The following is a 19,758-nucleotide window of genomic DNA, read 5'->3' as shown; positions in this document are numbered from 1 at the left end:
GCCAGAAGGTAGCCGCCGGGCGGCAGGCGCGGATAGCCCCGCCCGCCGGGCCGAGGCCCCGCCCCCGACTACTCCCCCGGCGTGAACCAGACCGTGGTGTCCCGGCCGACGCTCCGGCCCGGTTCGCGGTCGCCGTCCGAGGCGAGCAGGATCTCGCTGCCGGCCGGGAGGCGCACCTCGGCGCCCGAGACGTTCGCGAGCACCTCGATCCGCCCGCGGCGGAAGGCGATGACCCCCTCCGGCGAGCCGGGCACCCACTCCAGCTCGCCGTCGCCGAGCCCGAGCGCGCGGCGCAGCACCAGCGCCTCCCGGTACAGGCTGAGCGTGGAGAGCGGGTCGCCGTCCTGCAGGGCCACGGCGTACTCGCCGTAGTACTCCGGCTGCGGCAGCCAGGTGTCGGCGGCGGGCACCGACGAGAAGCCGAAGGACGGCTCCCCCGGTTCCCACGGCAACGGGACCCGGGAGCCGTCACGGCCGCGGATCGCGTGGCCGGAGCGCTCCCACACCGGGTCCTGGCGCTTGTCGTCCGGGAGGTCGGTGACATCGGGGAGGCCGAGCTCCTCGCCCTGGTACAGGTACACCGAGCCGGGCAGGGCCAGCATCAACGCGGTCGCGGCGCGGGCGCGGCGCAGACCCAGCGGGCGGTCGGGCTGCGGGTCGTCGCGGCCGACGCCCGCCTCCAGGTCGACCCGGCCGTCGTAGCCGTAGCGGCTGGCGTGACGCATGACGTCGTGGTTCGACAGCACCCAGGTCGTCGGCGCACCCACGGCGTCGTTCGCAGCGAGGGAGGTCTCGATCGTCGTGCGGATGTCGCCCGCGTCCCACGCCTGCTCCAGGTAGGCGAAGTTGAACGCCTGGTGCATCTCGCCGGGCCGGACGATCCGGGCGGTGCGCTCGGGCGGGAGCCACGCCTCCGCGCAGAGGATGCGCGTGCCCTCGTACTCGTCGAGCACCTCCCGCCAGTCGCGGAAGATCTCGTGGATGCCCTCCTGATCCCACATCGGCGGCATGCGGCCGTCGATCGGGGTCACGACGCCGTGCGTCGCGTGCGGCCAGTCGGGCAGGCCGTCGGCCTTCACCAGGGCGTCGCAGACGTCGACGCGGAACCCGTCGACGCCGCGGTCGAGCCAGAAGCGCAGGGTCGTGCGGAAGTCGTCGCGCACGCGCTCGTCGGCCCAGTTCCAGTCGGGCTGCGAGGTGTCGAACAGGTGGAGGTACCACTGCCCGGGGGTGCCGTCGGCCTCCGTCACCCGCGTCCAGGCCGGCCCCTCGAACATCGACTGCCAGTCGTTGGGAGGCAGCTCGCCGTGCTCACCGCGGCCGTCCCGGAAGTGGAAGAGTGCGCGCTCGGGGCTCCCCGGTGCGGCGGCGAGCGCCGCGCGGAACGCCGGATGGTCCCACGAGCAGTGGTTGGGGACGAGGTCGACGATGATGCGGATGCCGTGCCCGTGGGCCATCTCGATGAGCGCGTCCGCATCCGCGAGCGTGCCGAACTGCGGGTCGACGTCGCGGTAGTCCGCCACGTCGTAGCCGCCGTCGCGCTGCGGCGACGGATAGAAGGGCGACAGCCAGACGGCGTCGACGCCCAGCCGGGCGAGGTGGCCGAGGCGTGAGACGATGCCCGGCAGGTCGCCGATGCCGTCGCCGTTGCTGTCGCTGTACGACCGGGGATAGATCTGGTAGATCACGGCATCGCGCCACCAGTCGGTGTCGGCCGGGTCGATGCCGGTGGCGGTGCGAAGGGTCTCGATGGGCTGGGTCATTTCACGGCTCCCGCTGTGAGGCCGGTGATGAGCCGGCGTTGCAGCACGATGTAGGCGACGATGATGGGCAGGGCGACGAGGACGGCCGCGGCCGCCGTGACGCTCGGGTTGCTGGCCCGGTCGGTCCCCGCGAAGAACGACAGTGCGAGCGGCGCGGTCTGCGCCGATACGTTGCCGGGCACGAGCACGAGCGCGAGCAGGAACTCGTTCCAGGTGAACAGGAACAGGATGGTCGAGAGCGTCGCCACGGCGGGCCCGGCGATCGGGAGCAGCACCTGCCGCAGGATCTGGAAGCGCGACGCCCCGTCCATCCGCGCCGCCTCCAGGATCTCGCCGGGCACGGAGGCGAAGAAGGTCCGCATCCAGAACACGCCGAGCGGCACCGAGAGCCCGACCTGCGGCAGGATGAGCGCCCAGTAGGTGTCGACCAGCCCCCAGCCGGAGAGCAGCTGGTACAGCGGCAGCACCGTGACCTCGTAGGGCAGCACGAGGCCGACGAGCAGCACGGCCATGATCACCCGGCTGCCCGGCACGCGCATGGTGCCGAGCGCGTAGCCGGCCGTGCAGGAGATCACGGCCGTGACGATGACGACCGTGATGGCGACGATGGCGCTCGACGTGAGCGCCGACGCGAAGTGCCCGCGGGTCCAGGCCACGGCGAAGTTGCCCCAGTCGATGCCGCCGGAGCGGCCGGAGAGCGAGGAGGCGACGATCGACCCGAGCGGGTAGACGGCGAACAGCGCCGCGACGATCAGCAGGGCGTGGGTGGTGACGGATTCGCGGAGCGTGGTCTTCACGACCGTTCTCCTCTCTCTTGCAGGAGCGCCTGGACCGCGGTCACGACGACGAAGATGATCACGGTCAGCACGACCGCGAGCGCGGACGCCTGCCCGAGCTGACGGTTCTGGAACGCGTCGAGGTAGACGAACAGCGACGGCACGGTGGTGGAGGTGCCCGGCCCGCCGCGCGTGGTGTTCCAGATGAGGTCGAAGTTGCGCAGCGCGAAGGTGATCGTGAGGATGAGCGCGATCGAGATCTGCGGCCGCAGCGCCGGCAGGGTGATCGCGAAGAACTCGCGCACGGCGCCGGCGCCGTCGAGCCGCGCCGCCTCGTACAGCGAGCGGTCGATGGTGACGATGCCGGCGAGGAAGAGCACCATGCAGAGGCCGTACTCGACCCAGGTCCCGATCACGCCGATGGCCGGGAGCGCGGTGTCGAAGTTCCCGAGCCACGCGGTCGCAAGCGCGCCGAGGCCGATGTGCTGCAGCACCCAGTTCACGGGACCGTCCGTGGCGAGCAGGCCGCGCCAGGCGACGGCGACCACGACGCTCGACAGGATCTGGGGCACGAACAGCAGCGCGCGGAACAGGGTCAGCCCGTAGATGCGGATGCGCGACATCGCGCCCGCGAGCAGCAGTCCGATGCACACCGGCAGCGCCGCATAGAAGACGAGGAGGACCAGGGAGTGGGCGAGCGCCGCCCGGAGGTCCGGGTCGGTGAAGACGTTGACGTAGTTGGCGAAGCCGGCCGGCGTCGCCACCGTCAGGCCGTCGTAGTCGTAGAAGGAGAACTGGATGGAGGTGATGATCGGGTAGACGACGAACAGCCCGAAGAACACCAGCGCCGGCGCGAGGTAGAGCAGGCTGGACCAGCTCGCGCGGGTGAGCCGCCGCCGGCGTCGTCGGGTGGCGACGACGACGCCGGCGGTCTCGGTCGGGGTGAGGACGGTCACTTGTGACCCTTGGTCCACGCCGCCTGGACGGTCTTCGTGAAGTCGGCGCCGGAGGTGCGGCCGGCCATGACCTCCTGGAGGGCGCCGCCCATGACGCTGAGCATGTCAGTCGTGGTCCAGTCGTAGTAGCCGACCTGGGTGCCCGCCTCGATGGTCTTCTTCAGAGCGTCGAGGGTCTCGGCGCTCAGGCTGTCGGCGGCCTTCACCCCGTCGGTCACGACCGGCAGGCGACCGCCGTCGAGGATCCACTGGCCGGTCTGCGGCTGGTGCAGCATGTCGAGCCAGGCGATGCCGGCGGCCGACTTCTCGGTCTTGGCGCTGATGTGCCACGGGGAGGCCGTGGCTCCGACGCCGCCGGAGACCAGCGAGCCGAAGCCGTAGCCGTCGGCGTTCAGCGCGGCGCCGTTCCACGAGCCGCCGACGAAGAACACGCCGGTGCCGCCCGCGAACTTGGCCAGGGCGTCCTCGTTGCTGAGGCCGTCATAGCCGGACTCGAACCAGCCCTTCGACACCCAGTCGCGCATCGTGTCGGCCGCCTTCGCGTTGCCGGAGGTCTCGAACGTCGCGCCCTTCTCGCCGCCGATCCAGTCGCGGATCGTGGCCGGCTTCTCGTCGGTCACCGCGATGTCGCTGAAGATGTGCGTCGCCGCGTACTGGTCCGAGTTGCCGAGCATCATCGGGGTCTCGCCCGCCGCCTTCGCCGCGGCCGCATCCTTCTCGAGGTCGGCGATGGAGGCCGGCGCGTCGAGGCCGAGCGCGGAGAGCTTGGCCTTGTTGTAGTAGATGCCCTGCACCTCGCTGATCGGCGACATGCCGTAGAGGGTGCCGGAGCCGAAGGCGGTGCCGTCCTCGTTCCAGCGGGCCGGCGACAGCGTGGAGGCGCCGGTGCCGGTGGTCCAGCCGTACACCTTCGCGACGTCGTCGAGCGGGCGGACGAGCTTCGCCTTCACGAGGGCGCCGTCGACGGCGTAGCCGATGTTGCCCTGGAACACGTCGGGCGCGGTCTTGCTCGCCGCGGCGTTGACCACCGTCGCGATCAGGTCGTCGAAGCTCTTGTAGGTGATGTCCACCTTCACGTTCGGGTACGCCTTCTCGTACGCCGGGATGAAGTTCTTCATCAGCGGCTGCTCGGCCTGGTCGGCCCAGACCGAGAGGGTGGTCGAGCCCAGCTTCTTCACGTCGGCGGCGGTGACCTTCGCCGAGATGGTCTCGGAGCCGGAGGCCGAGGAGGCCGAGCCGGATCCGGGTGCGGCGCAGCTGGTCAGGGCGAGCGCGGCCAGGGTCGCGCCGATGACGAGCGCGACAGACCGGCGGGGTGCGTGTGACATGGGTTTCCTCCGTTGGGGGGTGGGGTCAGCCGACGTAGCGCTGCATGCGCATCGTCGCGGTCGCCTCGTGGGCGGACATCCCTTCGCTCGCCGAGATGGTCTCGACGGCCGGGGCGAGCAGCGGGGTCGCTTCGCGGCTGATCTTCTGGAAGGTGAGGGGCTTGAGGTAGCGGGAGACGGACAGGCCGGCGCTGTGCTTCGCGCCGCCGGCGGTCGGGAGGGTGTGGTTGGTGCCCGCCATGCCCTTGTCGGAGTAGGCGACCGTGCTCCACGGGCCGATGAAGAGGGAGCCGTAGTTGGTCAGCGCGTCCTGGTAGAAGGCGTCGTCGGCGGTCTGGATCTCGAGGTGCTCGGGGGCGAGCTCGTCCATGACGAGAACCGCGTCCTCCTTGTTCTCCACGAGGACGACCGAGCCGAAGTCGCGCCAGGCCGAACCGCAGATCGACGCGGTCGACAGGGTCTCGAGCTGGCGGTCGACGGCGGCGATGACCAGCCGGCCGAGGCGCTCCGAGGTGGTGACGAGGGCCGCCGGCGAGTTCGGGCCGTGCTCGGCCTGGCCGAGCAGGTCGGCCGCGACCAGCTCGGGATCGGCGGTGTCGTCCGCGATCACGGCGACCTCGCTGGGGCCGGCGAGGAGGTCGATGGCGACCGTGCCGAAGAGCTGCCGCTTCGCCTCGGCGACGTACGCGTTGCCGGCGCCGACGATCATGTCCACCGGCGCCTGGCCGAGCAGGCCGAACGCCATCGCGGCGAGCGCCTGCACGCCGCCGACGACGAACAGGTGGTCGATACCGGAGACGTATGCGGTGTAGGCGACCGCGTCGTTGACGCCGCCGTGCGGCTGCGGCGGGGTGCAGCCGATGACCGACGGCACGCCGGCGACCTTCGCGACGCCGACCGTCATGAAGGCGCTGGCGGTGAGCGGGAAGCGGCCCGCCGGCAGGTACGCGCCGACGTTGCCGACCGGCACGTACTTCTGACCGACGACCAGCCCCGGCGCGATCTCGGCCTCGAAGTCCTCGAGGTGCTCGCGCTGCAGGGCGGCGAACTGCTTGGTCCGGGCGGAGCCGAGGTCGATGGCCTCGCGCAGCTCCGGCGCGATGCGCGACCCGGAGGACGCGAGGTCGGAGGCGCTCAGCTCGAAGTCGTCCTTCTCGAACCGGTCGAGCTCCCGCGCGTACCGGCGCACGGCGTCGATCCCGTTCTTCTCGATGTCGAGCAGCATCGCCGTGACCGTCTCGGCGACGCGGGGGTCGCGCTGGGCTTCGGGCGCGTCCACGCCGGGGGACTTGAGGAGGGTGAAGCGGGCGTCGTGCTGAGCGACGAAACGGGGGCTCAATTTCATGATCTCCACCCTCTCCAGCGCATCGACCCTGGACAAGACCGAATCATCTTTGGTGTGCCATAGGATCGCCCTATGACCCTCAACCAGTTGCGCGTCTTCCTGCGCGTCGCCGCGCTGGGCACCTTCTCGGCCGCGGCGGCGGAGCTGAAGATGACGCAGCCCTCCGTCTCCGAGCTCATCAAGCGGATGGAGGCCGCCTACGGCATCCGGCTCTTCATGCGCGGTCCGCGGCGCCTGGTGCTCACCACCGCCGGAGAAGAACTGGTCCCGTACGCGCAGCAGGCGGTGGACGCGGCCGACGGCGCGGACCGCGCGCTGCGCTCCGTCACCTCACTGAGCGGCGGGGTGGCGACCTTCGGCCTGCTGCGCAACGCCAACTACTACTTCCTCTCGGCGCTGCTGGAGACCTTCCACAGCCGCTACCCCGACGTGCAGCTCCGCATCATCGGCCTCAACAGCGTCGAGGTCGCGGAGGCGGTCAGCGCCGGCGAGCTCGAGGCCGGTCTGGTGGTGCTCCCGATCGATGCCGAGGAGCTGTCGGTGACGCCGCTGCTGCGCGACGAGGTGCTCTTCGCCTCCGCCGACCCCTCGCGCACGCGGACGCCCGTGACGATCGCCGACCTGGCCGCGACCGACCTGATCCTCTACGACGCCCACTACGGCTGGCGGGACCCGACGCGGCGGCAGCTCGCCGAACGCGCCCAGCTGGAGGGCGTGACGCTCACCCCGCAGATCGAGATCGAGCACGTGGAGTCCGCGCTCGGCATCGTGGCCCTGGGCGGCGGCGACACGATCGTGTCGCGCGCGGTCGCCGAGTCGAAGGCGTTCCCTGAGAACATCCACACCGTCCCGTTCGCGGAGCCGCTCTACGACACCATTGCGATCATCCAGCGCCGGGGCAACGTGCTCTCCCCCGCGACCCGCGAGATCGCGCGCCTGGCTCAGAGGATGCTGCTCAGCCACCACCGCCGGGCGTGATGTACTCATAGGGCATCCCTATGGTTCGCCCTGGATGGTTCGGAGTTGTGCTCGGCATCGCGTGACGCGAGGCTGCCAGGAAGCGCTCGCGGACCCGACCGAGCCCGATGCGCTCCCCCTTCCTCCCTCCGCAGAAACGAGGCGTCGATGAGCGTGCCCACCCCCGAGCCCGGCCTCAAGCGCGAGCTCAAGGTCGCCGACGCCGCGGCCTTCTCCATCGGCCTGATCGGCCCGGTCGGCGTGATGGCGCTGCTCGGCGCGGGCGCGGCGGGACTGCTCGGCGCCGGCGCCATGTGGGCGTTTGTGTTCGCCCTGGTGGCGGTGGCGCTCGTCGCGTACGGCTTCGTCAAGCTGTCCCGCCACATCGCGCACACCGGCTCGGTGTACGCCACGGTCGGGCTCACGCTCGGGCCGCGAGCGGGCTTCGTCGCGGGCTGGGCGCTGTTCTTCGCCTACGTCACCATCGGCGCCGGCTCCGGGATGGAGATCGGGCTGTTCGTGAACCAGCTGCTCGGGTACCTCGGCGTGGCCGTGCAGCCGCCGTGGGTGTGGGTCGCGGTCGTGGCGCTCGCCCTCGTGCTGGTGCTCGGCCGCCGCGAGGTGCGGATCATCACCCGCCTGCTGCTGTTCGCCGAGCTGGCCGGGGTGGTGCTCGTGACGGTCCTCAACATCGTGGTGCTCGTGCGGCTCGGCGTCGGGGCCGCCCCGCACGGCTTGCGGCTCGACACCGGGTTCCTCGCGCTGCCCCCTGGCGCCGACGTCACGCTCATCGCGGGCGCCGCGGTGTTCGGCTTCCTGGCCTTCGCCGGGTTCGAGGGAGCGGCGACGCTCGGCGAGGAGACCGACAACCCGCGCCGCGACATCCCGCGCGCCATCAAGATCGCGATCGTCCTCGTCGGCGCCTTCTACCTCCTCACGATCGTCGCCCAGTCGCTCGGCTACGGGACCGACGCGGCCGGGGTGAAGCGGTTCGCCTCGGCGGGCGCGCCATACGGCGACCTGGCGATGGCCTACGTGGGGCCGTGGCTCGCCGACATCCTGACGCTGACGGCGGTGGTGAGCCTGTTCGCCATCTTCCTCGGGACGCTCTCCGGCGCCGCGCGGGTGGCCTTCGCGCTCTCGCGGGACACCGGGCTGGCCCCGCGCGTCTCCCGGCTGTCCCGGACGGGCGCGCCGACCACGGCGATCACGGTCGCCGTCGTGCTCGCGCTGATCGTCATCGTCGGCGAGAGCCTCACCGGCGCCGACGTACTGGACGCCACCTACTGGTCGCTGACGGTCGGGACGATCGCGCTGCTGGTCGCGTACGTCCTGGCGACGGTCGGCGCCATCCGCTTCCTGTTCTTCCGCCGGGACGTGCGGACGCCGAGATGGCAGATCGTCATCCCGGTGCTCGCCCTGGTGCTGGTGCTCTATACGATCTACAAGAACGTCGTCGGGGTGGAGGCGCCCTACAGCTGGTTCCCCTACATCGTGGGAGCGTGGCTGGTCATCGGGCTGCTGATCACGCTGCGCCGCGGCGTCACCGACCGCGTGCGGCAGGCGCTCGACGCCTCCGGCGGCGTACAGGAGGCGCCTGCCGGCCCGGCCGAGCACGTCGTCGACGCCAGCGAGGACCGCCGGCCCGAACCGAGTCAGGAGCACTGATGACCACCGTCACCGCCCTCCAGCTGGCACCCGTCGTCGGAGACCTCGCGGGCAACCGGGAGCGAGCCGCCGCCGCCATCGCCGACGCCTTCTCGTCCGGGGCGTCCATCGTCGTCGTCCCCGAGCTCGCCACCTCGGGCTACGTCTTCCGCGACCGGGAGGAGGCGCGCTCGGTCTCCGTCCGGCCCGACCACGAGCTCTTCGCCGAGTGGGCCTCGCTCGCCCGCTCTGCCCGCGACGGCCTCGGCGTCGTCGTCGGCGGCTTCAGCGAGCTCGGCGACGACGGCGCGGTGTACAACAGCGCCGCCGTGGTCGACGGCTCCGGCGTGCGTGCGGTCTACCGCAAGGTGCACCTGTGGGACCGCGAGAAGGAGGTCTTCACCCCGGGCGACGCCGCGCCTCCCGTGGTCGAGACGCCGCACGGCCGGGTGGGCGTCATGATCTGCTACGACCTGGAGTTCCCGGAATGGACGCGGCTCGCGGCCCTCGCCGGCGCCGATCTGCTCGCCGTGCCCACGAACTGGCCGCAGACCGAGCACCCCGGCGAGCGCCCGGCCGAGCAGCGCATCGCCGTGGCCGCCGCTCTGGTCAACCGCATGCCGATCGCATTCGCCGACCGGTACGGTCACGAGCGCGGCGTCGAGTGGACCGAGGGCACCGCGATCGTGTCCCCTGCCGGCGTCATCGTCTCAGAGTCAGGGCCAGGAGCCGGGAGGGCGACGGCCGACCTCGACCTGCTCGCCTCGCGCGACAAGCGGCTGTCCGACCTCGCGCACCTGTTCGAGGACCGGCGACCGGACCTCTACGGGGGCATCGCGCAGTAACCGCCGTCCGCGGCGCGGAGGCGTCTCACCGCCCCACCAGCGGCGGCGTCCGCTCCGGCACCGGGTCGAACCACCCCAGCACCGTGCGCAGCGCCGTCTCGTCGCCGTCGACCGCGTCCGCGGCAGCGACCAGCGCATCCGCCTCCGTGATCCCGCCCGACAGCCCGCGGACCGCATCCGAGCGGATGGTCACCGTCGCGGCTGCGCCCGCCGGGAGGTCGTCGTGCACCACCGCGACGCCGCGGCGGATCTCGAGGGCGACCTCCTCGCCGGTGTCGGGGATGCGGAAGCCGATCGTCGTGTGCGCGTCGCCCGCGGCGGCGGGGTCCAGGCGCACGCGGAGGTTCGCGATCGTCCGCGCCGCCGGGATGACCGCCTGCACGTCCTTCGGCTGCAGGTCGTACTTCTCCGAGTAGTCGATCGTCCCGTCGAGCTCCTTCGCGGCGCCCAGGGAGAGGTTGCGCCAGTAGATGTTCTTCTGCCGGTAGCCCCACTGGCGCAGCGCCTCCGCCTTGAGGCCGCGGGCGTCGGCGTCGCCCGTGTCGGCGCGGACGAGGTGGGTGAGCAGCTCGGCGGCCCAGCCGAACTCCTCGGCGTCGATGGCCTCCCTGGCCGATCGGAGCACCGCCTCCCGGCCGCCGAGCGCCTGCACGTACCGGCGTGCCCGGTCGGCGTGGAGGGGCGCCGCCAGCTCGGTGGGGTCGGCGTTGTACCAGCCGAGGACGCCGTCGTAGACCGCGCGCACGCAGTGCTCGGGCGCGCCGTAGTAGGGCTGCAGCCACGGGTCGTCGACGACGTGCGCGGGCAGGCGCTTGGCGACCAGGTCGACCAGCTCCGCCGCCGTGGCGCCCTGGTTGATGAAGCGGATGGACTGGTCGTGGATGAACTGGATGGCGTCCCGGTAGTTCATGATGCGCTCCACGATGAAGTCGTTGCCCACCCACGGCCGCATGTGCGAGCCCGAGTAGGTGTCGGCCTGGCGGGCGTGCGCGAGCAGCGCATCCACCCCCTCCCGCCACTTCTCGGGGTCGCGATACGCGGTACCGCGCAGCGTGTACAGGTTGGGGAACGTCTCGCCCTGGATCGTCTCTGACCCGTGCACGTGCTTCAGCGTCGGGAACCACAGGTCGATCTCGTCCTGCGCGTCGCCGTAGGCGTGGAACACGGTGACGGGGAGGCCCGCGAGGGTCAGCTCGTCCACCTCCCCGGTCGTGATGGTCGGGAGGTGCGTCGACTTCGGGCCCGGCGCCGGCAGGGTGCCCAGCCCGCCCTGGATCATGCCCTCGGCGCCGAAGCCGGCGTACGAGACGAGGCTCGTGCGCGCGGTCAGGATCGGCCCGACGAGGCCCGCGTCGTTGATCAGCCACTGCTCGAAGGTCTCGTGCGCGACGATGTCGACGCGGCGGGCGTCCACGTCCTCGTGGCTGACGCCCAGCCCCTCCAGCGCGTAGCAGTGGTCGGGGTGCCGGTGCGTGTACACGATCACCGTCACGGGCAGGTCGGTGAAGCGGCGGACGTCGCCGAGCAGCTCCTTCACCGCGTCGTCGTTCTCACCCGGGTCGATGACGATGAGGCCGTCCTCGCCGACGACCACCGTGGTCGAGCAGAGCTGGTAGCCGACGCCGACGTAGACCCGACCGGCGACGGGCTCGTACAGCCGCTTGGCCATCTGCCGCGCCCACGCCGTCTGCTCGGGGTGCACGGTCGGGGCGGGCTCCGTCCAGGAGATGCTCGGGCCGGCCTCGTAGGCGACCGGCGCCAGGTTCTGCTTGAAGGAGTCGAAGAACGCCTCCCACTCCTCCAAGGTCGTCGACTGCCTCGTCGACGGCTCCCCCGTCTGCGTCATGGTGCCCCTCCGCTCCGGCGGGCGAGCACCCGCTCTCGGCACGGAGGCTAGGGGAGGCGGGAGGGGGGCGACAAGACCCGGCGTGGCGGCCTCCGCGGCGCTCAGACCCGACTGGTGACGGAGTCCCCCGCCAGCCGCTGCGACAGCCACACCGGGATGATCGCGAGGATCGTCAGCACCGCCGCCACGACGTTCACGACCGGCGCCTGGTTCGGGCGGAACAGGTTCTGGAAGATCCAGATCGGCAGGGTCTGCACGGCCGGGCCGGCGGTGAAGGTGGTCACGACGATCTCGTCGAAGCTGAGGGCGAAGGCGAGCAGCACGCCCGCGGCGAGCGCCCCCCGCGATTGCGGCAACGTCACCCAGAGGAACGTCTGCCAGCCGCGCCCGCCGAGGTCGGCCGACGCCTCCTCGAGCGAGGTCCCCATCCGCCGGAGCCGCGCCTGCACGTTGTTGTAGACGATGACGATGCAGAAGGTGGCGTGGCCGATGATCACGGTGGCGAGCCCGAGCGTGACGCCCAGCGGGCCGAGGACCGTCGTGAAGGTGGAGGCGAGGGCGATGCCGGTGACGATGCCCGGGAGGGTGATCGGCAGCACGACCAGGAAGTTGATGCTCTGCCGGCCGAAGAACCGGAACCGCTGCACCGCGAACGCCGCCATCGTGCCCAGCACGAGCGCGATCGCCGACGCGCACAGCCCGGCGATCACCGACGTCGCCAGGGCGTCGGCGGCTCCGCGCGAGTGGAGGGCGTCCTCCCACCACTGCAGGGTGAAGCCGGGAGGCGGGAACGAGAAGGTGCGCGAGCTGTTGAACGAGTTCAGCACGATGAGCAGCAGCGGCGTGTACAGCACGACGAGGCCGAGCAGCATGCAGACTCCGGCGACGATCCTGGCGGGCGTTGACAGCAGCTTCATACGTTCTCCAGCGCTCCCGTGCGGCGGACCGCGAGCAGGTACAGCACCACGGCGACGAGCGGGATGACCGACAGCGCCGCCGCGAGCGGCTGGTTGTTCGCGGTCACCAGCTGGCCGTAGATCAGGTTCGCGAGCAGCTGCGTCTTGCCGCCGACGATGCCGACGGCGATGTAGTCGCCGAAGCTCAGCGCGAAGGTGAAGATCGAGCCGGCGACGATCGCGGGGAACACCAGCGGGAAGGCGACCCGCCAGATCGTCCGCCACGTGGAGGCGCCCAGATCGTAGCTGGCCTCGAACAGCGAGTCCGGCACCCGGTCGAAGCCCGCGTACACGGGGATGATCATGTACGGCAGCCACAGGTAGGCGAGGGTCATGACGGTGGCGGGGAGGCCGAAGCCGGGAGCCCAGCCTCCCGTCACCGCCGCGATCGGGCCTCCCGGCTCCACGAGGATGCGCCAGGCGTACGCCTTGACCAGGTAGCTCGCCCACAGCGGTGTCGTCACCGCGACCAGGTAGAGGGCGCGCCGGCCCGGCTTGGCCACCTTCGCGATGTACAGCGCGATCGGGAAGGCGACCACGGCGTCGATCAGCGTCACGCCGAGTGCGACCAGCAGCGTGCGGAGGGCGACCGTCCCGTACAGCGGATCGGTGACGAGTGTGACGTAGTTGTCGAGGGTGAACGTCGGGACGACCGCGCCCGTGAAGCCGTCCACGGTCCAGAACGACGACACGAGCAGGACGGCGATCGACCCCAGGTAGAGGACGACGAGCCAGAGCAGGGGCGGCCCGAGCAGCAGCCCCAGCCGGGCCCTCACCCCTTGATCTCCTGCCACTTGCGGACCCACTCGGTGTACGCGGTGCAGTCCGTCCCGCTGCCGTCGACGCACTTCTTCTGCGGCGTGGTCCAGTAGTGGATCTGCGACGCGTAGTCGGCATCGGTCGCGTGATACGTGGCGCAGAAGTCCGGATCGGTGGTGTGCTCGCACGCCTTCGTCTGGGCGGGAGCCTCGCCGAACCACTCGGCGACCTGGGCGTTCACCTCGGGCGAGGTGATCCAGTCCATCCACTGGTACATGCAGTTCGGGTGCGCGGCCTTCGACGAGATCATCCAGGTGTCGGACCAGCCGGTCGACCCCTCCTTCGGGACGGTCGTGCCGACCTGCACCTTGCCGTCGGCCTGGATCAGGTTCGCGATGACCTGCCAGGAGGTGCCGACCACGCTGCTGCCCGACTCGAACGACTGCACGGCCTTCGTGTAGTCCGACCAGTACTCGCCGACCGACGCCTTCTGCTTCTTCAGGAGGTCCACGGCGGCGGCCAGCTGCTTCTCGGTGAGCGAGTACGGATCCTTGATGCCGAGCGAGGAGTCGTGCGCCTTCAGGTACAGGGCGGCGTCGGCGATGTAAATGGGCGAGTCGTACGCGGTGACCTTGCCCGCGTACCTCGACGCATCGTCGAACACGGCGGACCAGGAGTCAGGGGCCGGGGTCACCACGGCCTTGTTGTACATGAGCACGTTGGCGCCCCAACCGTGCGGGATGCCGTACATCTGCCCGTCGACCGAGTTCCACGCCTTGTCCTTGAGGAAGTCGGAGACGGTGGCGTAGCTCGGAACGAGCTTCGTGTTCACGGGCGCCACCTGGCCGCCGTAGACCAGCCGGAGCGTCGCGTCGCCCGAGGCCGAGACCCCGTCGTAGTCGCCGCTGCGCATCAGCTGGACCATCTCGTCGGAGGTGCCGGCGACCTTCGCGTTCACCTGGCAGCCGGTCTTCTGCTCGAACGGGGTGACCCAGTCGACGCTCGGGTCGTTGGTGCCGTCCTCGGCGTAGCCCGCCCAGACGATGATGTTCAGCTGCTTCTCGTTCGCGCCGAGCTTCTTCGCCATCGGCACGTCGGGCACCGAGCCCGCCGAGCCGCCGCCCGCGCCACCGCCCCCGCCGCCGGAGCAGGCCGCGAGCACCAGGAGGGCCGCGGAGACGGTCGCGGCCGTCGCGCTCGCGCGCAGCGCGCGCTTCGTTCCTCGCATCATGATGGTTGCCTCTCTTCTCCACTCGTGAGCTCTCCGGCGCTCGTCAGCTCTCTGACGTCGTCGTCGCTCCACGACACGTGCACGCGCGCGCCAGGGTCGAGCTCGCCGCGGTGCAGGCGGTCGTTGCTCTCCAGCACCGACACCCGCGGTCCGGCGTCGAGATCGACGACCCGGCGGATGCTGCTGCCGGCGTAGATGGACTCGACCAGCGTCCCGGCGGCCCCCGGCGATCCCGTGGTGTTGGCGACGGTCGCTAGTGTCAGCTTCTCGGGCCGGATCGAGAACTCGCCGTCGCGGCCGAGAACCGCCCTGGCCTGCCCCCCGGCGAACAGGTTGGATGTGCCGACGAAGTCGGCCACGAACCGCGACGCCGGGTGCTCGTACAGCTCGCGCGGCGTCCCGAGCTGCTCGATCCTCCCGTTGTTCATCACGGCGATGCGGTCGGAGAGCGTGAGCGCCTCGTCCTGGTCGTGGGTGACGAAGACGAAGGCGATGCCCAACTCGTGCTGCAGCTGCTTCAGCTCGACCTGCATCTGCTGCCGCAGTTTGAGGTCGAGCGCGCCGAGCGGTTCGTCGAGCAGCAGCGCCTTCGGCTCGACGACGGTCGCGCGGGCGAGCGCGACGCGCTGCCGCTGCCCGCCGGAGAGCTGCGACGGCCGGCGATCGGCGAAGCCGTCCAGCCGGACCCTGGCGAGCGCCTCGGCCGCCCGCAGTCGCCGCTCCTGCCGCGACACCCCGCGCACGCGGAGGCCGTAGGCGACGTTGTCGATGACGCTCATGTGCGGGAACAGCGCGTAGTCCTGGAACACGGTGTTCACGTCGCGGGAGGCGGCCGGCCGGCCCGTCACGTCCTGTCCGAACAGCTCGATGCGGCCCGAGGTCGGCTTCTCGAACCCGGCGATGCAGCGCAGCACGGTCGTCTTGCCCGACCCCGACGGGCCCAGCATCGAGAAGAACTCGCCGGCCCCGATCTCCAGGTCCAGGTGGTCGACGGCCGAGACCGCCCCGAAGAGCTTGGTCAGCTGCGTCAACCGGATCGCGGGAACGTCGGGCACCGGCTACCACCTCCACGATGAGCGTGGCTCATCTTATGCGGAGGGCTGGGCGTGCGCACCGGTGGAGTTGGCGCGCTCCCGACGGGCCGCGCTCAGCCCGCCGCGCGCTCCCGCCCGATCCGCGCCGCCATCAGCGTCACCAGCTCGTACACGACGTGGCTTGCCGCCACGGCGGTCAGCTGGGCGTGGTCGTAGGCGGGGGCGACCTCCACCACGTCCGCGCCGACGACGTCGCGGTCGGCGAGGCTGCGGACCATGCGGAGCAGCTCGCGACTGGTCAGCCCGCCGGCCTCCGGGGTGCCGGTGCCCGGGGCGTGCGCCGGGTCGAGCACGTCGATGTCGATGGAGATGTAGAGGGGGCGGTCGCCGATGCGGGCGCGCATCCGCTCGATGGCGGCCTCCACCCCGTGCTCCTCGACGAACTCGCTGGTGACGATCGAGAAGCCGAGGCGCTCGTCGTCCTCCAGGTCCTGCTTCGCGTAGAGCGGCCCACGGGTGCCGACGTGGCAGCTCGCGGTCAGGTCGATCAGCCCCTCCTCGCTGGCCCGGCGGAAGGGCGTGCCGTGCGTGATCGGCGCGCCGAAGTACGTGTCCCAGGTGTCGAGGTGGGCGTCGAAGTGCAGCACGGCGACCGGACCGTGGAGGGCGTGCACGGCCCGCAGCAGCGGCAGCGCGATCGTGTGGTCGCCGCCGATGGTCACGATCCGCTGCGCGCGCCCGGAGAGGTCGCGGGCGGCCCGCTCGACGTCCTGCACGGCCTCCTGCAGATCGAACGGGTTGACGGCGATGTCGCCGGCGTCGACGACCTGCGCCTCGGCGAACGGGGACACGTCCTGCGCCGGGTTGTACGGACGCAGCAGACGCGAGGCCTCGCGCACGTGCGACGGGCCGAAGCGCGCCCCCGGGCGGAAGCTGACGCCGCTGTCGAACGGCACGCCGACGACGGCGATGTCGGCGCGCTCCACCTCCTCGATCCGCGGCAGCCGCGCGAAGGTGGCGATGCCGGCGTAGCGGGGCACGCGGGAGGCGTCGATCGGTCCGATGGGTTCGGTCATGGTGGTCCTCGTCTCGCAGGGATGGGGTCAGAAGGGCGTGCGCACGTGCACGAGCTGCACGCCGCCGTCGGCGATGGCCGCGCCCAGGGCCGCGGGGAGCCCCTCGGCGCCCTCGACCCTGCGGCCGTGGGCGCCCATGGCGCCGGCGAGCGCCGCCCAGTCGGGCTGCGCCAGCTCGACGCCGATCGGGGCGATGCCGCGGTCGAGCTCGTTCTGCCGGATCTCGCCGTAGCCGCCGTTGTCGACGCACACGATCGTGAGGTCGAGGCGCTGCTCGACCGCGGTGACGAGCTCGTTCACGCAGAACATGAGCGCGCCGTCGCCGAGCACCGCGACCACCGGGCGCCGCTCGGCCGCGGGCAGCGCCTCCTGCGCGACCCGCGCGCCGATCGCCGCGGGCAGCCCGTAGCCGAGGGTGGCGTACGTCGGCGTGTAGAGCAGGGAGTGCGGGGTCGCCTGACGCAGCAGGTTCGCCAGGGCCAGGTACACGATCTGCGAGGAGTCGCCGGCGACGACGGCGCCGTCGGGGAGGGCGTCGGCGATGACGCGGGCGAGGGCGACGGTCGCGGGGGCGATCGCCTCCGTCTCGGCTGCGATCGCCTCGCGGACGGCGTCGAGGGAGGGCCGGTCCCGGTCCGCTCCCGGAAGCTCGCGCGGCAGCTCGCCCAACAGCTGTGCGACGACCGTCGCGCAGTCGCCTGCGATGCCGACCGCGGCGTCGAGGTTCTTCGCGAGCTGGGCCGGGGCGATGTCGACGCGGATCACGCGTCCGCGGGCGGCCAGCGCCGGCGCCCACAGCTCCGCCTCGCCGAGCTTCGAGCCGAGCACGAGGAGCACGTCGGCGGCCTCGGCGACTGATCGCGCCGCCTCCAGCCGAAGGTTGGAGCCGAGTGAGAGCGGGTGCCGCTCGTCCACCGTGCCCTTGCCGTTGAGCGTGGTCAGCACGGGCGCGCCGAGGCGCTCCGCCAACGCCGTCACCTCGGCGGGGGCCGCCGTCGCGCCTCCCCCGGCGATGATCACGGGAGAGACGGCGCCGGCCAGCAGCTCGGCCGCCGCCCGCACCGCTTCGGCATCCCCCGCCGCCGGAATGGGAGCCGGTCGCGCGGCGCGAGCCTCGGCGGGGACGCCGGCGGGCGCCTCCAGCACGTCCAGCGGGATCTCGATGTGGACAGGACGCGGCCGGCCGGTGCGGAACAGCGTGAAGGCGTCGTGCACCGCCTCCACCGCCTCCCCCGCGGTGGTCGCCCGCCGCGACCACTCGGCGATCGCGGCGACCGACGCCGTCGCGTCCTTGGTCTCGTGAAGGGTGCCGCGGTCGCTGAACTCGTCGCCGATCGCGACGCCGGGCGACAGCACGATCAGCGGCCGCGATTCGCAGAACGCGGTGCCGATGGCGCTCATGGCGTTCTGCAGCCCCGGCCCGGAGGTGGTGATCACGACGCCGGGGAGGCCGGTCTGCTGCGCCCAGCCATCGGCGCCGTACCCGGCTCCCTGCTCGTGCCTGGTCGTCACCGCCCGCAGGCCGAGCGCGGCGAGCGGACGGTACAGCTCCAGATTGTGCGTGCCGGGGATGCCGAAGACCGTCGTGACGCCGTACGCCGCGATCGTCTCGAGCACCGCGCGCCCGGCGGTGTCGGCGTATCGCCCGGCGCCGCCGAGCCGGTCGGTGTCCGCCGCGCCCGTCATCGTCATGCCGCCCGTCATGTCGGCCGTCACCGTCATGCGCGATCGCGCCGCAGGGCCGGCGTCGCCGTGGTGTCGGTGCGGGCCTGGAAGGAGGAGGTCACCGGGGCTTCGTCGGAGTGCTGCGGCGCCAGCCGGGTGCAGATCGCCGAGAGCGCCGCCATCCCGACGAACATCGCGATCACCGACCAGATGCTGCCGGTCCAGGCGATCAGCTGCGTCGCGAACCAGGGCGAGAAGCCCGCCCAGAGCGCGGCGCCGACGCCGTAGGAGAGCGCGATGGAGGTGTACCGCGCCTGCGGCCGGAACATCTGGGCGAGGATGGCCGCGATCGGCGCGTAGGTCGCGCTCATGGTCACGCGCACGAGGGAGGCGAAGAGGAACACGAGCGGCTCGACCCTCCCGGGGAGGAGCAGCATGAACGGCACGAACGTCAGCACCGAGGTCGCCAGGCCGATGTACATGATCCGCTTGCGCCCCCACTTGTCGCCGAGCCAGGCGACCGGCAGCGTCACGAGGAACTCGACGAACGACGCGACCGTCATGGCGTCGAGGATCAGCTGCTCGCTCAGCCCCACCGTCTCCCCGGTCGCATACGACGTCGCGAACGTGGTGGCGAGGTAGTAGCCGCCGGTCGAGATCGGCAGCAGGCCGATGCCGAGCAGGATGGGCAGCCAATTGACGCGCAGGGCGAAGGCCAGCGGCATCGACTGCTTGCGGCCCTCCACCTTCTCCTCGAACACCGGCGACTCCTCGACCCGGTAGCGCACCCACAGGCCGACGCCGACGAGCACGATCGAGAGCAGGAAGGGGATGCGCCAGCCGCCGTCGCGGATGAAGTCCTCGCCGAAGCGGGTCATGATCGCGAACACGCCCGACGCGAGCAGCGCGCCGGCCGGGTTGCCGAGCTGGGTGAAGCCGCCGTAGAACGTCTTCTTGCCCTCGGGGGCGTGCTCCACGCTCATCAGCACCGCGCCTCCCCACTCGCCGCCGACCGCGAGGCCCTGCAGGGCGCGGAGGAGGATCAGCAGGATGGGCGCGGCCACGCCGATCGAGGCATACGTGGGCAGGCAGCCGACCAGCACGGTGGCGACGCCCATCAGCAGCAGCGTGATGACGAGCGAGACGCGGCGGCCCAGCTTGTCGCCGATGTGGCCGAACAGGATGCCGCCGAGCGGGCGTACGAGGAACGCGACCGCGAAGGTGGCGAAGGCGGCGGCGGTCTCGGCGAGCGGGTCTCCGCTCGGGAAGAACAACGGACCGAGCACGAGGGCCGCGGCCGTCGCGTAGACGTAGAAGTCGTACCACTCGATGGTGGTGCCGACGAAGGCGGCGATGCCTGCGCGCCGCGCCCTGCTGGTGGTGGATGTCATGGCCGCTCCTTTGCGGTGATGCCGGGGGACCCGTTGCCGGGGACCTCTGGATGTTACGAGCGCGCCGCCGGGGCCGCAAGAGCAGAACATCTGCAATGGAGGCGCTCGCGCAGCAGATATGTACGCTCTGCGTCACATCATCTCTGTCAGGATCGGTCGGCGGCTCACTAGACTGACGATCTG

At 71.5% G+C, this 19,758-nt stretch carries 16 protein-coding genes; 3 read left to right on the top strand and 13 right to left on the bottom strand.

Going from position 1 to position 19,758, the window contains the following annotated elements:
• Window positions 1-68: 68 nt before the first annotated feature.
• From P5G50_RS05280 to hisD, 5 genes are read right to left on the bottom strand one after another with little or no spacing between them, the layout of a single operon-like run.
• On the bottom strand, window positions 69-1,763 hold the full coding sequence (locus P5G50_RS05280; RefSeq protein WP_301210277.1) for a glycoside hydrolase family 13 protein: 1,695 nt from the start codon (window positions 1,761-1,763) through the stop codon (window positions 69-71).
• Entirely contained in the window at window positions 1,760-2,560 is an 801-nt protein-coding gene (locus tag P5G50_RS05275; protein WP_301210275.1) for a carbohydrate ABC transporter permease, read from the bottom strand. Before P5G50_RS05275 ends, P5G50_RS05280 begins: the two co-directional genes overlap by 4 nt.
• Window positions 2,557-3,495 carry a carbohydrate ABC transporter permease gene (locus tag P5G50_RS05270; RefSeq protein WP_301210274.1) on the bottom strand — a complete coding sequence of 313 codons (939 nt, stop codon included), beginning with the start codon at window positions 3,493-3,495 and terminating at the stop codon, window positions 2,557-2,559. Before P5G50_RS05270 ends, P5G50_RS05275 begins: the two co-directional genes overlap by 4 nt.
• Window positions 3,492-4,823, bottom strand: a complete 1,332-nt coding sequence (locus tag P5G50_RS05265) for an ABC transporter substrate-binding protein (RefSeq protein ID WP_301210272.1) — start codon at window positions 4,821-4,823, stop codon at window positions 3,492-3,494. The genes P5G50_RS05270 and P5G50_RS05265 overlap by 4 nt, the downstream gene beginning before the upstream one ends.
• A gap of 25 nt (window positions 4,824-4,848) precedes the next feature.
• Window positions 4,849-6,168 carry a histidinol dehydrogenase gene (gene hisD, locus P5G50_RS05260; RefSeq protein WP_301210270.1) on the bottom strand — a complete coding sequence of 440 codons (1,320 nt, stop codon included), beginning with the start codon at window positions 6,166-6,168 and terminating at the stop codon, window positions 4,849-4,851.
• Between the two features lie 72 nt (window positions 6,169-6,240).
• On the opposite strand from hisD, the gene P5G50_RS05255 reads away from it, so the two are divergent.
• From P5G50_RS05255 to P5G50_RS05245, 3 genes are all read left to right on the top strand, one after another.
• Window positions 6,241-7,146: a LysR family transcriptional regulator gene (locus tag P5G50_RS05255; RefSeq protein ID WP_301210269.1), complete on the top strand. Its 906-nt coding sequence runs from the start codon at window positions 6,241-6,243 to the stop codon at window positions 7,144-7,146.
• A gap of 147 nt (window positions 7,147-7,293) precedes the next feature.
• Window positions 7,294-8,793, top strand: a complete 1,500-nt coding sequence (locus P5G50_RS05250) for an APC family permease (protein WP_301210268.1) — start codon at window positions 7,294-7,296, stop codon at window positions 8,791-8,793.
• On the top strand, window positions 8,793-9,617 hold the full coding sequence (locus P5G50_RS05245; RefSeq protein WP_301210267.1) for a nitrilase-related carbon-nitrogen hydrolase: 825 nt from the start codon (window positions 8,793-8,795) through the stop codon (window positions 9,615-9,617). Before P5G50_RS05250 ends, P5G50_RS05245 begins: the two co-directional genes overlap by 1 nt.
• 25 nt (window positions 9,618-9,642) lie before the next feature.
• On the opposite strand, the gene P5G50_RS05240 is transcribed toward P5G50_RS05245, so the two are convergent.
• The 8 genes from P5G50_RS05240 to P5G50_RS05205 all read right to left on the bottom strand — a co-directional run bounded on the left by P5G50_RS05240 (window position 9,643) and on the right by P5G50_RS05205 (window position 19,575).
• A complete protein-coding gene (locus tag P5G50_RS05240; RefSeq protein WP_301210265.1) occupies window positions 9,643-11,463 on the bottom strand; it encodes an alkyl sulfatase dimerization domain-containing protein in 1,821 nt (606 codons plus the stop codon).
• A gap of 101 nt (window positions 11,464-11,564) precedes the next feature.
• The gene (locus P5G50_RS05235) at window positions 11,565-12,380 is read right to left on the bottom strand and encodes an ABC transporter permease (protein ID WP_301210264.1); all 816 of its coding nucleotides are present in this window, start codon (window positions 12,378-12,380) and stop codon (window positions 11,565-11,567) included.
• On the bottom strand, window positions 12,377-13,195 hold the full coding sequence (locus P5G50_RS05230) for an ABC transporter permease (protein ID WP_301210263.1): 819 nt from the start codon (window positions 13,193-13,195) through the stop codon (window positions 12,377-12,379). The genes P5G50_RS05235 and P5G50_RS05230 overlap by 4 nt, the downstream gene beginning before the upstream one ends.
• Window positions 13,192-14,409 carry an ABC transporter substrate-binding protein gene (locus P5G50_RS05225; RefSeq protein WP_301210262.1) on the bottom strand — a complete coding sequence of 406 codons (1,218 nt, stop codon included), beginning with the start codon at window positions 14,407-14,409 and terminating at the stop codon, window positions 13,192-13,194. The genes P5G50_RS05230 and P5G50_RS05225 overlap by 4 nt, the downstream gene beginning before the upstream one ends.
• Window positions 14,406-15,464 carry an ABC transporter ATP-binding protein gene (locus P5G50_RS05220; RefSeq protein WP_301210261.1) on the bottom strand — a complete coding sequence of 353 codons (1,059 nt, stop codon included), beginning with the start codon at window positions 15,462-15,464 and terminating at the stop codon, window positions 14,406-14,408. The genes P5G50_RS05225 and P5G50_RS05220 overlap by 4 nt, the downstream gene beginning before the upstream one ends.
• Window positions 15,465-15,556: 92 nt before the next feature.
• Complete coding sequence (gene speB, locus P5G50_RS05215) at window positions 15,557-16,519, bottom strand: agmatinase (protein ID WP_301210260.1); 963 nt, start codon at window positions 16,517-16,519, stop codon at window positions 15,557-15,559.
• A gap of 27 nt (window positions 16,520-16,546) precedes the next feature.
• On the bottom strand, window positions 16,547-18,205 hold the full coding sequence (locus P5G50_RS05210) for a thiamine pyrophosphate-binding protein (RefSeq protein WP_301210640.1): 1,659 nt from the start codon (window positions 18,203-18,205) through the stop codon (window positions 16,547-16,549).
• A gap of 32 nt (window positions 18,206-18,237) precedes the next feature.
• Window positions 18,238-19,575, bottom strand: a complete 1,338-nt coding sequence (locus P5G50_RS05205; RefSeq protein WP_301210259.1) for an MFS transporter — start codon at window positions 19,573-19,575, stop codon at window positions 18,238-18,240.
• Between the last annotated feature and the right edge of the window lie 183 nt (window positions 19,576-19,758).

This window comes from Leifsonia williamsii, from assembly GCF_030433685.1.
Taxonomy (GTDB): Bacteria; Actinomycetota; Actinomycetes; order Actinomycetales; family Microbacteriaceae; genus Leifsonia; species Leifsonia williamsii.
Note: the sequence above shows the minus strand (reverse complement) of the source record. Positions and strands in the feature narration are given on the sequence as shown.

What these genes read in the sequence shown, in the direction of transcription:
- P5G50_RS05280 (WP_301210277.1), bottom strand. Translation starts at nt 1,763, where the DNA reads ATGACCCAGCCCATCGAGACCCTTCGCACCGCCACCGGCATCGACCCG.
- P5G50_RS05265 (WP_301210272.1), bottom strand. Translation starts at nt 4,823, where the DNA reads ATGTCACACGCACCCCGCCGGTCTGTCGCGCTCGTCATCGGCGCGACC.
- hisD (WP_301210270.1), bottom strand. Translation starts at nt 6,168, where the DNA reads ATGAAATTGAGCCCCCGTTTCGTCGCTCAGCACGACGCCCGCTTCACC.
- P5G50_RS05255 (WP_301210269.1), top strand. Translation starts at nt 6,241, where the DNA reads ATGACCCTCAACCAGTTGCGCGTCTTCCTGCGCGTCGCCGCGCTGGGC.
- P5G50_RS05250 (WP_301210268.1), top strand. Translation starts at nt 7,294, where the DNA reads ATGAGCGTGCCCACCCCCGAGCCCGGCCTCAAGCGCGAGCTCAAGGTC.
- P5G50_RS05245 (WP_301210267.1), top strand. Translation starts at nt 8,793, where the DNA reads ATGACCACCGTCACCGCCCTCCAGCTGGCACCCGTCGTCGGAGACCTC.
- P5G50_RS05240 (WP_301210265.1), bottom strand. Translation starts at nt 11,463, where the DNA reads ATGACGCAGACGGGGGAGCCGTCGACGAGGCAGTCGACGACCTTGGAG.
- P5G50_RS05235 (WP_301210264.1), bottom strand. Translation starts at nt 12,380, where the DNA reads ATGAAGCTGCTGTCAACGCCCGCCAGGATCGTCGCCGGAGTCTGCATG.
- P5G50_RS05225 (WP_301210262.1), bottom strand. Translation starts at nt 14,409, where the DNA reads ATGATGCGAGGAACGAAGCGCGCGCTGCGCGCGAGCGCGACGGCCGCG.
- speB (WP_301210260.1), bottom strand. Translation starts at nt 16,519, where the DNA reads ATGACCGAACCCATCGGACCGATCGACGCCTCCCGCGTGCCCCGCTAC.
- P5G50_RS05210 (WP_301210640.1), bottom strand. Translation starts at nt 18,205, where the DNA reads ATGACGGGCGCGGCGGACACCGACCGGCTCGGCGGCGCCGGGCGATAC.
- P5G50_RS05205 (WP_301210259.1), bottom strand. Translation starts at nt 19,575, where the DNA reads ATGACATCCACCACCAGCAGGGCGCGGCGCGCAGGCATCGCCGCCTTC.